The sequence below is a fragment of the Microvirga ossetica genome, from assembly GCF_002741015.1.
GTDB classification, from domain to species: Bacteria; Pseudomonadota; Alphaproteobacteria; order Rhizobiales; family Beijerinckiaceae; genus Microvirga; species Microvirga ossetica.
Genome location: NZ_CP016616.1, coordinates 1,100,389 through 1,113,175, shown reverse-complemented (window position 1 = coordinate 1,113,175; position 12,787 = coordinate 1,100,389). Strand labels below are relative to the sequence as shown.

Below are 12,787 nucleotides of genomic sequence, written 5' to 3'. Positions count from 1 at the left end.
CTGCAGTGCCTCGGCGGCGGGTTTCACCTTACGAGGCTGCCATCTTTCGCCGGGAATAGTTGGATGTATCCCGTGGAAGAGCAAGAACCCTAATGCTCATTTATCTCGCCCTAATAAACTTTGCAGTAAGCAGGTGTGTCGCTGGCAACCTTGATTTTTCTCATCCGGGACATCCAGGCGGCCTCTCTATAATCCTACGGGCCGCAATAGCTCTATCGTTACCTCCGACCAAGTCACCGAACGCCGCATGCATCGAACGTAGGGTGAATAGAATTTCCATTGAAATCGCGCAGTTAGGGCTGTGGTGCCGTTTGAGCAGCGCGAAGCGCACGAATTGTGTCGGCGTCGAGTCGCCCGTTTACCAGCAGCCCATGCCGCTGTTGGAACGCCTCAATTGATCGGCGAGTGCCTGGGCCGAACACCCCATCCGCTTTCAATTGCCCATATCTGAGTTTCGTGAGCGCCTGCTGTGCCTTGCTGACTTCCTCCTTTGAAAGGGGGAGGCTGGCTTCCGCGGGACGGGCGGGGCTCACTGGTGGCGGTGCTGTCTCTTCTGGAACTGCTGCTTGAGCCGGGCCGTCGGAGAGTTGAAGACGGGTGGTGTCGATCTCGCCACTGACCCGAGCCCGAAGATACTCAAGATGCTTCAGTTCCTGAGTAGCAGCGGCAATCTGCTTTTGGATGTACTATAGGTCCTGGTTCCCCTCTTTGTACCACGGCCACAGCTATTGTCAGACGGTTCATCACCACGCATCCTGATCCCATTTTGCTTCTTGTATGCCGCTCATATGGGCTGACGAGGGTATGGCAGGAAGGGATGAAGAGAGGGTTGATCAGACCTGAGGGACAGGCTCGGCTTCTGGGAAAAGCTTGAGTCGTCGAATTGAGTGACGAGCGCCCAAATCCGCAAGCTGTGGGCTCAGGACAGTGCGCCGGGCTGATACGCAACGCGCCCGGAGAGTATCATTTGAAACAGCCAAAGTTAACTTTACGTGCGGCGACCCTGCTGCCTTGGCTCCAGCTCGCGGGATTTCGGTGGACCGAGCCTAGATAACTAGAATGTCCAGGCTGGTCATCCTCAATCCCGTAGAGAGCTTCGCCACCACAACCTGCTCTGTCGCTCCAGAGCCGTCCTGATCGTAGAAAAGAACACCGTTAGTGCGGTCGTAGATGACACGGTCAGTTGCGTCATGCGCCTCCGTTCCAGTCCAGAAGGCGGAGGATTTCAACCGGCCTTCGCTTCCTAGCCCTGTGAACACCTTGTTGTTCAGCCAGAAGGTATCATTCGCAACCGAGAAGTCCTGGATGGTGTCTACATCTACCGGGCCATTCGGCACCGCATTATAGACAAAGGCGTCCTCTCCCGAACCGCTGCGAAGGATGTCTGCTCCGGACTCGCCATAGAGCCGGTCGTCGCCGCTCCCGCCGCTAAGAACGTCGTCATCGAAGCTGCCATAGAGACGGTCGTTGCCACTTCCACCGCTAAGAACATCGTCACCGAAACTGCCATAGAGACGATCATTGCCGCCGTCCCCGTATAGGCGGTCGTTGCCGATTTTGCCTGCTAGACTGTCGTTGCCGTGGCCTCCATACAGAGCGTCATTGCCGACTTCCCCATAGAGGCGGTCATTGCCATCTTCCCCATAAAGGCGGTCGTTCCCATCATGGCCGTAGAGCCGATCGTTCCCAACACCGCCCAGAATCCGGTCGTTGTTCGCCGATCCGAAGAGTGCGTCATCAACGTTCATGTACTGGAGTTGGCCATAGAGTGGGGCGTCCGATCGACTGACTCCCACCGGGAGGCTTGTGCTCAGGTTCAGACCCACCGAATGGAGCACTGACGCAACGACAGAGTTGCTGTTCAGGTCTCCGCCGGAAACGTCCTCAAAGATATCGACGCTATAGTCGAGATCCGCTGTCTCGATGTTATTGGCATGCTGAACCATGACCTGCCAGACGTCTTCGGCGTCCCTGGTGCCGAGATCGAGGACCTTGCGATGCCTCTCCTCGGGAGTGTCTGAGCCTCTCCGGTCCGGCGAGGTGGCCAGATTGGCATCGACCAGCGTCTCGAGATCACCATTCGATCCTGCGGTGCCCCGGATCACCTTCTCTGAGACAATACGCCCCTGTTCATCCGTGACCGTCTTAACGAGGTAGAGATGAAGAAAATCGCTGTCTAACCCCTTGAACTCGACGGGCTTGGCTTCGCTGGCAATGACGGTGGGCATGGGTAACTCCTTGAGCAACGCGGCGATCTTGGGGCCGCCTGAGGGACGGCACTGTCATCAACACTGTTGGTGACGCTGCCGTTCCATTCGGCATCGTGGGCGAACGGCCATGGCGACCGGCACCATTGCGCTAGCCTTGGCAGTGTAGAGGAGAGGGCGTCGAGGAGTTGATCTGTCGTTGCTGCTCAAGCGCCGCAACCGAAAATGCGGGAACTTGGCCGCTCACCTGTGGACTAGGTTAAGCGCAGAAAGCTCTAAAAGAGTGTCAGGCGATTGCTAGCCAAGTCGGCCCCGCTCATTCTCCTCCCGAAGAGACGCAGGAGGAGCCAAGTTTAGTGCGCATATCGGGTTCAACAACCTGGCACGACAAGCTCGGCAATATCTGCTAGAAGGGCGCCTCCATCTTCCGAGACGAGTAAGCGATGCTTAGCCGACCTTTGTTCGTAACTGCCCTGTTGGCACTCGTGGGTGCCATGTCTGGATGTGCATCGGCCCCAACTGGGGGCTCGCTGTCCGACTATGTGGCGGTAGGCTACACCAATGTGACGACCACCTGTGGCGGCGGATACCAGGTCTATCGACAGCCCGTCAACGGAAGGCTGCTCGTGGCAGCGTATGCCGTCTCGGAAATGCGCCAGTCTTTCTGCCAGTCGTGGAGAGGCGAGCCGTCACTCTCGCCCCTCACTGGTGTCAGACACGAGGAGGGCGCATTGGAGTATATTGCCACGACTCCAGCCATGAAGGGCTGTATCCTTGTAAGTGGCGTCGAAATCACCCGGTTGCACTCTGAATTCATCGTGGCCTGTCCAGCGCAGCCTGGGGCAACGATTACAGCCAAGGGCTAAGTGGGCCCGCCCCCTAATCCTCCTCTTGAAGAGAAGCGCGTGGAGGGCGAGTAACAAAGCGAACCACTTTCAATGGCGTACGACCGACTGAAAATCGCAGTGGCGGTGGTTCAATTCCGCCTCTGGGCACCACTGATAGAACCAGTTCTTCTGTCTTCCGCTCTCGACAGCAGGAGAATTTGTCCGTTAGGTGAGTGGAGTTCGTCACGGCGAACTGTGGAAATTTCCTCCCGTTGGAGGGGGAATTCTCTCCAGATGCGCGGATCTTGAAGCAGACTGGGCCGATGCTTATGGGTCCGCAAACTGTGCCAGTGGGCGGCGACGGATTGCGTCTCTGATCGCCCGACCGTATTCAGGCCGGATGTGACGCTTGATGTAGTAGAACGACTACAGATACCAATTCCTTATCTTTCATAGGATCTCTGCCGGGTCACCCGCTGTCCAACAGCGACTTGTGTCGTGATCGTGTACCACGATCGGCATCACACGACAGCGGCATTTGCGCGGACACTTGCCAGTTCAATAGAGAATACGTTGAGATTAATCCTGCGTCTTCGATTCCGTTTCCAACAGGTGGATGGATGAGCTTTCTGGTCCATTATGGTGTCGTTGATTACACCCAACAGGTTATTTCATCTTACAACTATCTCGCCCGATATCTTGCGTTTCCAAGGGCTGGCCTTTCCACACGGCAGCGGCCTTTTTGAGATCTCTGCCCCGATATATCGGATTTTCTGCCGCTTCGCCTTTCCAGCTCGATGGTGATCATCCTTGGTTTTGACCAAAGCGCATGCCTCGTGGGCTGGGCCCATGTTGCTCAAATGATCTGAACCTCCAAGCTCGAGGGCTCGTATGTGTTCCGCGATCCAGCGTTCGCGCACGCCGTCGATTTTTTGATCGCAGATTACGCATCTACCACCCGTTGCTTCCCACACTTGAAGACGTCGGTGCGGCGTGAGCTTCCGGCGAGAGGTTGTTCCCAAATCTCCAACATCGACGAACGCCATGAGTATTCACTCTGATGTTGTGCATGACAAAGGGCTATCATCGCCGTGTGGTGAATCAGCCTCATCTTCAAGAAGATCAATAATGCGCTGAAACAAGCGTTCGCACTCCTCCCGTAGGATTTCACAGGAGGCAATGAGCTTGGCGAACTGGCGCTCTCGGCCAGCGTTAATGGGAACGAGACGCACTCCTAGGGAGGCTACCGTCGGAGTCCCTGCTTTTCCTGGGGTGGGCTCTTGCAATGCCAGCTGATGCCGGCGTGGGCGCGTCGATCTTGTCATGAGTCAAACTCCGTGCCGCCGCCCAATGGGCGTCAAAGTCGCTTTGAGTGAAACAAGCTGCAGTTTCCAGGCTCCAAGGACCTAGAGCTGATCGGGAAACCCATTCAGGGCCACGGCTCTGCCGCTACCTCCTACTCCGTGAGAAGAGCATTCCGAGCGCTCCCGCCAAAGTGGCCATCATAACTGCTCAGGCGAGTCTGTATTATTCTGATTTCGTCGTGTGACTTGGCGAGTTGGACAAAGGAGTCCCGAGAGTCTTAACTGCGTCGTAGGGAGTTGTTTGATATTGAGCCTCCCTCAAGGTGGAAGACTGAATGAACTTCTGGCGGAAACGAGGCATGGCGCTGTATTTCAATTTCATTTATATATCTAAGATACATCTTTCAGGGCAATCTGTCAATAAAATTGTATCTGAAATACAGAGCATTGGTGGGTAATACGGCCAATGGTCGTGCGTCTCACACCTCGCCTCTGCCGGGCAGCCAGGGCACTCGCAGGTTTAGAGCAAAAAGATCTTGCGTCTGCGTCAGACGTCTCGAAATCAACGATTGGAGCGTTTGAGATCAAGGATGAGGGAGCTCGGCTTGCAACCCGGACAAACCGCGCCCTCATCGAAGCCTTCGAGCGAGCTGGTCTTGAATTCATCCCAGAGAATGGTGGTGGTCCTGGTGTTCGGTTGCGCCACCCAATTCGCGAGAACCGCAGCAAAGAGTTAGAATAATGGATACTGGGATCTGAATACCAAGTCCTGCTGCTCCCAACGCATGGGTCCAATCTCGCAGGTCGACGGACAGAATGGTCCAAGGCTGATCAGTGAGTTTGTTCCATATCCTACAGCAGTTTTGTTGTTGCCTGCCTATTCGACCAATTTGACCCTGTTTGAGCACGCCTTCTCCCAGCTCAAAACCCACCAGCGCAAAGCGGACACCTGAACCTTTGTGGTGTACTCTGGCGAGCCATAGGGATATCTGCAGCCTGTTCGAGCCTTAGGGCCGCCGGATGTGCGTCCGTGTAACGGTTCAATTTTCTAACTTCCTGACAAGACGCTGGTCGAAGGCAGTTCCATCGCCTCCACATTTCCCGACAATGAGGCCGAAAGTGTGCCGGCAGCTCGCTGTTCGAGTGGATCGCTGAGTCCGCTTGTGCTTCTCCGCAGCCGACCACCAAAGCCGTTATGCGAAGCACAGCGCGTGACGGCTCAAATGCGTGCACGCCAAATGATTCGAAGTCTTGTAGGTAAAGCCATGGCAACAGCTTTCTGCGATAAAATTGCGCAATTTTCCACAGCTGTTTCCGTGCTCCTGCAGACCAGAAACCTCATCTTTTCTACCCAGCCGTATGGTTGAGGAGCTTTGACTGGGACGGCTGACGGGGGCGGCGTTCAGGAAGTGTCGCTTGCTAGTGAGGCTTCTCCGATCAGCGCCTTCAGTACCCGGGGGAGGCAACATAATAGGTAACACGCACCATCATTAGGTCTGACCATGGTCAATAAGTTGCTGACACCGCAAACATCTACACCTTCGTGGATGAGTGATGAAGTGGAAAATGAAACCTGGGAACCGAAGCCTGGGAGCCAAGCTTCCCCGACGCAACCCGCGATAAAGCCGCTCCCAGCCGAGCCGGTCCAGAGGCCGGCGTCAGCTGCACCGGTACAACAGATACCCGCCGAGCCCACAGCAAAAGCCCCACCGATTGAGGCAGTCAGGGCTCCTTCTGCCGCCACCGACATTCAGCATTCTCCGAAGGATCTCGGCGCCCTGTTTGCCAAGCGTCCCCTTGTCCTTGGCGAAAGCGAAGCCGACTATGACGAACTTCTGTCTAAGGTCACCGCTGCGGGAAAGCCGACGGACGCCATCGAGGCCCTGTGGATCAAGGATATGGTCGACCTCGTGTGGGAGTCGCAGCGCCTGAGACGCCTTAAGGCGAGCTTGCTGATGAAGGCCGGTCAACAGGCGTTGACGAACCTATTGGCGAAGACCAAGGATGCTGGGCAGGTCAACGGCGTTCGCGTCTTCAGCGTCCCCGAGTTGATCACGGCGTATGCCGCCGGAGAGGCTGCAGCAGTGGCCGAAGTCGAGACGATCCTGCGTCGCCGTGGCTTGGATATCGACTCGCTTATGGCGCAGGCACTTGCGGAAAAGTTGGACGACATCGAACGGATCGATCGACTGATCGCCGGAGCCGATGCCCGCCGAAACCGCGCTTTGAGTGAACTTGAACGCCGGCGGGATTCCTTCGCTCGCCGACGTCGTTTTACGGCGCAGGATGTCACCGATGTCGGGTAGCCGTCAGCGGCAAAGCGTCAATGGGGTTGATCAATGCCTTCATCGTGAAAATTAGCCGCCAACTGGGCCAATGCTCAGCACAGCACCGGACCCAAAACCAAGGAAGGCAAAGCGCGCTCTCGTGTGAACGCCTTCAAGCATGGGCTCGCTGTACCGGCCTCCTTGATCCCCGAACTCGCTCCGGACGTCACGCATCTCGCTCGAGTCATCGCCGGGGAGAATGAAATGGAGCCAGTCGTGTTGGAGGCGGCGCGATAAGTAGCCGGTGCTGCGATGGATGTACTCCGTGCGCGCAGAGCGCGAACCGAGCTCCTTGGGCAAATGTCGCAAGGGGTCTATTTCTCACCTGTCCCAACCTTGGAACCAATGCCAACCCAGTTCCTGTCGTACAAGTCATCATCGCTCGCTACACGTATCCAGGCGGTCCTAGATGGTACCATCGACGAGTTGCATCGGAGGGAACACGCTCAGATCAGGCGAGTGTTCAAAAGCCACGAAGAGAGGCAGCGGATCATACAACACAACGCGGATGTGCGGCAATCGCTGGCAGAGTGGGATCAGCTCGAGAGGCTTGACCGGTATGAACGCCGCGCCCTGTCCCGGCGCGACAAGGCCATTCGACTGTTGGATGAAGCGCGGGCCGCCGCTCGAAGCAAGGCCGATGCGTGAGCAAGGCGCAGGTGGCCGTTGTCAATGGACGTAAGGTCCTTGAAGGCACCCGCAAGCGTCGTATATACTTACATGTATATACGGAGGAGAAGATGGCCATCGCCAAGGTGTTTCGGTCCGGCAACAGTCAGGCCGTCCGGCTGCCCAAGCAGTTTCGCCTTACCCGTGATGAGGTCGAGATTTTCCGCCGCGGCGATGAAATCGTGCTGCGGGAAAAACCCAAGACGCTGGCGCGGGCGTTCGAGCTGCTGTGTAACCTCCCTGATTGGACCCAGGAGGATGCCCCGCCACAGGGGCGCGAGGGGCTCTGATGGCCCAGCCCCATTATCTCCTCGACACCAACATCTGCATCTACATTCGCCGGGAGCGTCCACAAGCCGTCCTCAATCGGTTCAAAGTCCTGCCCCCAGGCTCGACAGCCATTTCCGTCATTACCTACGGCGAGCTGGTCTACGGGGTCCGGAAAAGCTCCGACCCCGATAAGGCGATGATGGTTCTGGAGGAGCTGACAGAGCTAATCCCCGTCGTCCCGATGGCCATCGATGTGGCCGAAGCCTATGGACGCATCCGGTCAGACCTCGCCGCTCGCGGCGCCTTGATCGGCAACAACGATCTCTGGATCGCAGCTCATGCCGTGAGCCTCAAACTCACGCTGGTGACCAACAACGAGAAAGCGTTCCAGAGGGTCAGCGGCCTCACTCTCGAGAACTGGGCCAAGGGATAGCACTCCGTCATTGCTGGCAAGAGCACTGCTGCGCGCGCTGCGCAGGCCTCGGCGAGCTGTTGGGAGAGTCGATGAGCTACTCTCGCGGCACGATGGTGCCATCAAGCCTTTTCTTCCAGCGGCTCTTCCGGCCACAGGGCATCGGCCGCTTGGAGTGTGCTGCACCGAGATGATGGATTTTCTGCCGCTTGGCTTTAGCCGCACTGCGGTGATCGTCTCGGGTCTTGCTGCGCCCGCAGGTCTCGTGGGCGGGCCCCATGTTGTCAGGTTCATCCGAACCTCCAAGCTCCAGCGCACGTATGTGTTCGATGATCCATCGCTCCCGGACACCGTCGATCGGTTGCTCACACAGAACGCAGATGCCGCGCGCCCGCTCCCAGATTGACAAACGCTGGCGCGATGTCAGCTTGCTCCGTTGTGTCGTTCCCACATCGCTTCGCACAACCAAGGGCATTTCGCACAGTCCTCAGCGTTCGACGGGCGGGGGATGCGCTTCCTCTTCGGGCCCATGCTGGTCGCTCTCCTTGTCGCCCTGTGAGGAGCCAGCTTCTTCACCTCCATCGACAGGAATGAGCCGTACCCGCAGACCGGTCGAGGCGACGGTGAGCCCGGAGGAAGCAGGATGCGTCGGCACCCGATTTGGCATTGGCGGTGGGGCACGGTCCTGCTGCCTGACGACGGGCATCCCGCCGGTCTCGCCTTGTGCCGAAAGAGAGAGGGGTGATCGGGCATTCGGCGCCTGCGCCCCCACAAACGTCAGCACGTACGCTGCGCGCCGGGCCAACCATCTCAGTTCGGCTTGAGAGCATGTCAGCTGGTTGAGGTCGTTGGTCTGCAGCATGCCGGCCAGATCTCGAATGAGACGGATCAGAAGGTCGCAATCGCGGCAGCTGCGCAGGGCAGCTTCCTCCGCTGCATCGCGGTCCCGCGCAATCAACGCCATCACAACAGCGCGGGCCGAGGCGATGGCGTAGGAGAGGTCGGCCATGCGGGCAGTCGCCGGATCCTGATCCTCAAGCATGTGCGGCCTCCCTCAACATCAATAACAACATTATATCGTTGCTTTGCACAACGTCAAGCGGAATCTCGCGGGTGGCCGGATGACTACAGAAGGGGCTCCCAGAGGCTGCCGATCGGCGATTTTGGCAGAACGAACCCAAAGTGGTTGCAGGCCTCACGACCTTTTCCCACCCTCACGTGTTGTGCTTTCTGGAACCACAGCAGGGGGACCGAAGCGGAATGGGCTCAAACGGGGATATTCTGGATTGCCTGATTATCGGCGGCGGCCCGGCGGGGCTGACCACGGGGCTGTATCTCGCTCGCTTCAAGCGCCGCTTTGCGGTGATCGACAGTGGCACGCCCAGGGCGGCTTGGATTCCGACGAGCCACAACATCCCGGTTTTTGCCGATGGCATCTCCGGTCAGGAGATTCTGGCTCGGACCCGCACCAATCTCGAGCAATACGGCGCGACGATCCAGTCAGGGCGGGTCACCGGCCTGCAAAAGCAGCCGGACCGCTTCATCGCGGTGGTGGAAGACAACGATGGCGGCATGGAGCAGATCGCGGCCCGGCGCGTGGTGCTGGCCACCGGCTCGGTCGATATCGAGCCCGATCTGCCCGACATGCCCAATGCGGTCCAGCGCGGGCTCGTGCGCTATTGCCCGATCTGCGACGGCTATGAGTCCCGCGACCGCAAGATTGCCGTCATCGGCTACGGCGCTCACGGCATCGGCGAGGCCGTCTTCATCGCGCGCACCTATTCCCGCGACGTGACGCTGCTGACGCTAGGGCAAGTACTCGAACTGAACCCGGAGCAGCAGGCAAGGCTCGACGAGCACGACATCAAGATCGTCGAGAGCCCCGTGGAATCCCTGGAGATCGAGAATGATCGGATTTCCGCCGTGCATATGGGCGGCAAGGAGCATCGGTTCGACGTGCTCTATTCGGCGCTGGGCCTGAAATACCGCTCGGATCTGGCGATTTCGCTCGGCGCCGAGCACGACCCGTCAGGCGGGCTTATCGTCGACAGCCATTGCCAGACCACCGTGAAAGGGCTCTATGCCGCCGGCGATATCGTCCGCGGGCTCGACCAGATCGTGGTCGGCATGGGCCATGCCGCTTTGGCCGCGACCCATATCCACAACCATTGCGAGTTGCCGACCGAGGACGAGCCCGACGGCGCGTGATCCCGATTTAAGTCAGCGCCCTGGCGAGCAGCGGCAGGCTGATGTCCATGCGGTAATCGACCGAGGAGTGGTCGTCGTGGAATTCCTCGTAAGTGTGGGGAATGCCGGCCTCCGTGAGCTTCCGGCGCATGATCCGCGAGCCGTAGACCATGTTGTACTGGTCGATATCGCCGCAATCGATGTAGAAGGCCTTCAGCTTGCGCAGGTTGTCCTGGTACTCGAGCCGGTCGACCATGCGCAGCGGGTCCCAGCGCAGCCAGTTGGACCAGCGCTCTTCGATGATCTCGCAGGTTGCGAGATCCACCGGCAGGCGAACCCCGTAGAATTGGCTCGGATCAGGATCGAAGCTCGCCGCCTGGGCAAGCAGCATCAGCACATGCCAGTCCTTGTCCTTGGCCTTGGGGCCGGCCTCGAATTTGCGCAGGAAGGCCTCGATGGACATGTTGTGGTCGACGAGGTGGCGCAAAGCCCCGGCGAATTCGCCGAGATGATAGAGATATTCGAAGCCGACATCGCCCGAATGGGAGGCGGCCGCCGACCAGACCGAGCCGCCCTGCCTGAGGGCGTGGACCATGGCGCCGTAGCCGCCCGAACTCTTGCCGAACACGCCCCGGCGCCCGTCTCCGCCGCAGCCGAAGCGCTCCTCGACGAAGGGCAGCATCTCGCGGATCAGGAAGGTCTCCCAAGGCCCCATGGCCGCGCTGTCGACATATTGGTTGCCGCCCAGGCGCGTGAAGCAATCGGGAAAGGCCGCCGCGACCGGCGGCATGGCGCCGGTGCCGATCAGGCGATCGAGGCGCTCCGGCGCGTTCTCGCCGTAGTTCTTCCAATTGGTATGGGCCGGGCCGCCGGCCGTGTAGCCGACGAGGTCGACGAGGAGGGGAAGGTCCCGGCCGTCATGCCCTGCGGGGATATACACGTCGACCCGGCGCCGGGAGGGGTCGCCGAGGAAATTGCCCTTGAGGCTTTGGCTGTCGATCCAGAGGCTGTGCACGGTGCCTTGGGGCACTTCGTAATCCTTGCGCATGGTCATCCTCATCCGTCGTGATCGGGGAATGATGTGACCCTCATCGGCCATCTTGTCCAGAATTCGACCCGTCTCCCCGGTTAATAAGTATCCTCTCGGCCTAGCCATTTCGGCATTCGCGGGTCTAGGTTGCGGCCGAATTCGCGACCGCTTGGGGGATCTGATGAGCGACGGTTACTTTCCACGATGGCGCCTGAAGACCGAAGGCATCGTCATGCCGGACGAGCGGCTGCCGACCGGTCAGATGGTGATTCTGGGTCTGCAGCATGTGGTCGCCATGTTCGGCGCAACGGTGCTGGCGCCGATCCTGATGGGCTTCGATCCCAATGTCTCGATCCTGTTCTCGGGCCTCGCGACGCTGATCTTCTTCCTCGTGGTCGGCGGCCGGGTGCCGAGCTATCTCGGCTCGAGCTTCGCCTTCATCGGCCCGGTGCTGGTCGCAACGGGCGCGAGCGTCGGCAGCCCGAACCCGAACATTTCCCTGGCCCTCGGCGGCATCATCGCGGCAGGCGCGCTCTATTTCCTCATCGGCCTCGTGGTGCAGATGGCAGGCCACCGCTGGATCGAGCGGCTGATGCCGCCTGTGGTCACGGGCGCCATCGTGGCCGCCATCGGCCTCGTGCTCGCGCCGATTGCCATCAACAGCGCCTCCGGCGTCACGCCCGACAACGCGGCGGGCACCAATTTCGCCCGCTGGATCGCGCTTGCCACGGTGCTGGCGGTCGGTCTCGTCGCGGTCTACGCGCCCGGAATGTGGCGCCGCCTGCCGGTGCTGATCGGCGGTGCCGCCGGCTACCTGATCTATTATGTCTGCGCCAACATCCTGGGCCTCGGTCAGCCGATCGATTTCACGAAGATCGGCCAGGCCGCCTGGTTCGGCCTGCCGACCTTCCAGAGCCCCGTCTTCGACGTGCGGGCGATCTCTCTTATCGCTCCCGTCGCCATCATCCTGGTGGCCGAGAACCTCGGGCACATCAAGGCGATCGGCGCCATGACGGGCCGCAACCTCGATCCCTATCTCGGGCGCGCCTTCATGGGCGACGGTCTCGCCACCATACTCTCCGGCGCCGCCGGCGGCACGGGCATGACCACCTATGCCGAGAACATGGGCGTGATGGCGGTGACCCGGATCTACTCGACGTTGGTCTTCATCATTGCCGCGGGGTTCGCGCTGCTGCTCGGCCTGTCGCCGAAGTTCGGCGCTTTCATCGGCACCATTCCCGGACCGGTGCTCGGCGGTCTCTCGATCGTGGTGTTCGGCCTGATCGCCGCAACGGCTGGGCGGATCTGGGTGGAGAACCGGGTCGACTTCTCGAACCCGCGCAATCTGATCACCGTCGCGGTGGCCCTCGTTCTGGGCGCCGGCAACTTCAAGCTGAACGTGGCAGGCTTTACCCTGGACGGCATCGGCACCGCGACCTTCGGCGCCATCATCCTCTATCACATCCTGCAGATGGCGCCGGATAAGAGCGAAGCGGCGGGCACGATGCACTAGCTCCAGCGCTTTTCAGGAACACGCTTTTCGAGCCCGCGTTG

11 protein-coding genes are annotated in these 12,787 nt (G+C 59.5%); 6 read left to right on the top strand and 5 right to left on the bottom strand.

Annotated features, from left to right (window positions below; all coding sequences use genetic code 11):
* Positions 1–293: 293 nt before the first annotated feature.
* Positions 294–533, bottom strand: a complete 240-nt coding sequence (locus tag BB934_RS48980; protein ID WP_237050193.1) for a peptidoglycan-binding domain-containing protein — start codon at positions 531–533, stop codon at positions 294–296.
* A 513-nt stretch (positions 534–1,046) separates the two neighbouring features.
* Positions 1,047–2,228, bottom strand: a complete 1,182-nt coding sequence (locus BB934_RS50410) for a calcium-binding protein (protein WP_099508681.1) — start codon at positions 2,226–2,228, stop codon at positions 1,047–1,049.
* A gap of 3,612 nt (positions 2,229–5,840) precedes the next feature.
* Between BB934_RS50410 and BB934_RS05200 the strand changes: the two genes are divergently transcribed.
* The 4 genes from BB934_RS05200 (at position 5,841) to vapC (ending at position 8,037) form a co-directional block, all read left to right on the top strand.
* Entirely contained in the window at positions 5,841–6,644 is an 804-nt protein-coding gene (locus BB934_RS05200; RefSeq protein WP_157934043.1) for a hypothetical protein, read from the top strand.
* 366 nt (positions 6,645–7,010) lie between these two features.
* Entirely contained in the window at positions 7,011–7,313 is a 303-nt protein-coding gene (locus BB934_RS05190; RefSeq protein ID WP_099508676.1) for a hypothetical protein, read from the top strand.
* Positions 7,314–7,405: 92 nt separating this feature from the next.
* Positions 7,406–7,624 carry an antitoxin gene (locus tag BB934_RS05185; protein ID WP_099512639.1) on the top strand — a complete coding sequence of 73 codons (219 nt, stop codon included), beginning with the start codon at positions 7,406–7,408 and terminating at the stop codon, positions 7,622–7,624.
* Entirely contained in the window at positions 7,624–8,037 is a 414-nt protein-coding gene (gene vapC, locus BB934_RS05180; RefSeq protein ID WP_099508675.1) for a type II toxin-antitoxin system tRNA(fMet)-specific endonuclease VapC, read from the top strand. The genes BB934_RS05185 and vapC overlap by 1 nt, the downstream gene beginning before the upstream one ends.
* Positions 8,038–8,113: 76 nt before the next feature.
* Here vapC and BB934_RS05175 read toward each other — a convergent pair whose 3' ends face one another.
* A complete protein-coding gene (locus BB934_RS05175; protein ID WP_099508674.1) occupies positions 8,114–8,491 on the bottom strand; it encodes an HNH endonuclease in 378 nt (125 codons plus the stop codon).
* 12 nt (positions 8,492–8,503) lie between these two features.
* Entirely contained in the window at positions 8,504–9,058 is a 555-nt protein-coding gene (locus BB934_RS05170; RefSeq protein ID WP_099508673.1) for a hypothetical protein, read from the bottom strand.
* Positions 9,059–9,276: 218 nt separating this feature from the next.
* On the opposite strand from BB934_RS05170, the gene BB934_RS05165 reads away from it, so the two are divergent.
* A complete protein-coding gene (locus BB934_RS05165) occupies positions 9,277–10,224 on the top strand; it encodes an NAD(P)/FAD-dependent oxidoreductase (protein ID WP_099508672.1) in 948 nt (315 codons plus the stop codon).
* A gap of 7 nt (positions 10,225–10,231) precedes the next feature.
* Here the strand turns inward: BB934_RS05165 and BB934_RS05160 are convergent, their stop codons facing one another.
* On the bottom strand, positions 10,232–11,251 hold the full coding sequence (locus BB934_RS05160; RefSeq protein ID WP_099512638.1) for an alpha/beta hydrolase: 1,020 nt from the start codon (positions 11,249–11,251) through the stop codon (positions 10,232–10,234).
* 163 nt (positions 11,252–11,414) lie between these two features.
* Between BB934_RS05160 and BB934_RS05155 the strand changes: the two genes are divergently transcribed.
* Positions 11,415–12,746 carry a solute carrier family 23 protein gene (locus tag BB934_RS05155; RefSeq protein ID WP_099508671.1) on the top strand — a complete coding sequence of 444 codons (1,332 nt, stop codon included), beginning with the start codon at positions 11,415–11,417 and terminating at the stop codon, positions 12,744–12,746.
* The last annotated feature ends 41 nt before the right edge of the window (positions 12,747–12,787 follow it).

What these genes read in the sequence shown, in the direction of transcription:
- BB934_RS50410 (WP_099508681.1), bottom strand. Translation starts at nt 2,228, where the DNA reads ATGCCCACCGTCATTGCCAGCGAAGCCAAGCCCGTCGAGTTCAAGGGG.
- BB934_RS05200 (WP_157934043.1), top strand. Translation starts at nt 5,841, where the DNA reads ATGGTCAATAAGTTGCTGACACCGCAAACATCTACACCTTCGTGGATG.
- BB934_RS05190 (WP_099508676.1), top strand. Translation starts at nt 7,011, where the DNA reads ATGCCAACCCAGTTCCTGTCGTACAAGTCATCATCGCTCGCTACACGT.
- BB934_RS05185 (WP_099512639.1), top strand. Translation starts at nt 7,406, where the DNA reads ATGGCCATCGCCAAGGTGTTTCGGTCCGGCAACAGTCAGGCCGTCCGG.
- vapC (WP_099508675.1), top strand. Translation starts at nt 7,624, where the DNA reads ATGGCCCAGCCCCATTATCTCCTCGACACCAACATCTGCATCTACATT.
- BB934_RS05175 (WP_099508674.1), bottom strand. Translation starts at nt 8,491, where the DNA reads ATGCCCTTGGTTGTGCGAAGCGATGTGGGAACGACACAACGGAGCAAG.
- BB934_RS05170 (WP_099508673.1), bottom strand. Translation starts at nt 9,058, where the DNA reads ATGCTTGAGGATCAGGATCCGGCGACTGCCCGCATGGCCGACCTCTCC.
- BB934_RS05165 (WP_099508672.1), top strand. Translation starts at nt 9,277, where the DNA reads ATGGGCTCAAACGGGGATATTCTGGATTGCCTGATTATCGGCGGCGGC.
- BB934_RS05160 (WP_099512638.1), bottom strand. Translation starts at nt 11,251, where the DNA reads ATGCGCAAGGATTACGAAGTGCCCCAAGGCACCGTGCACAGCCTCTGG.
- BB934_RS05155 (WP_099508671.1), top strand. Translation starts at nt 11,415, where the DNA reads ATGAGCGACGGTTACTTTCCACGATGGCGCCTGAAGACCGAAGGCATC.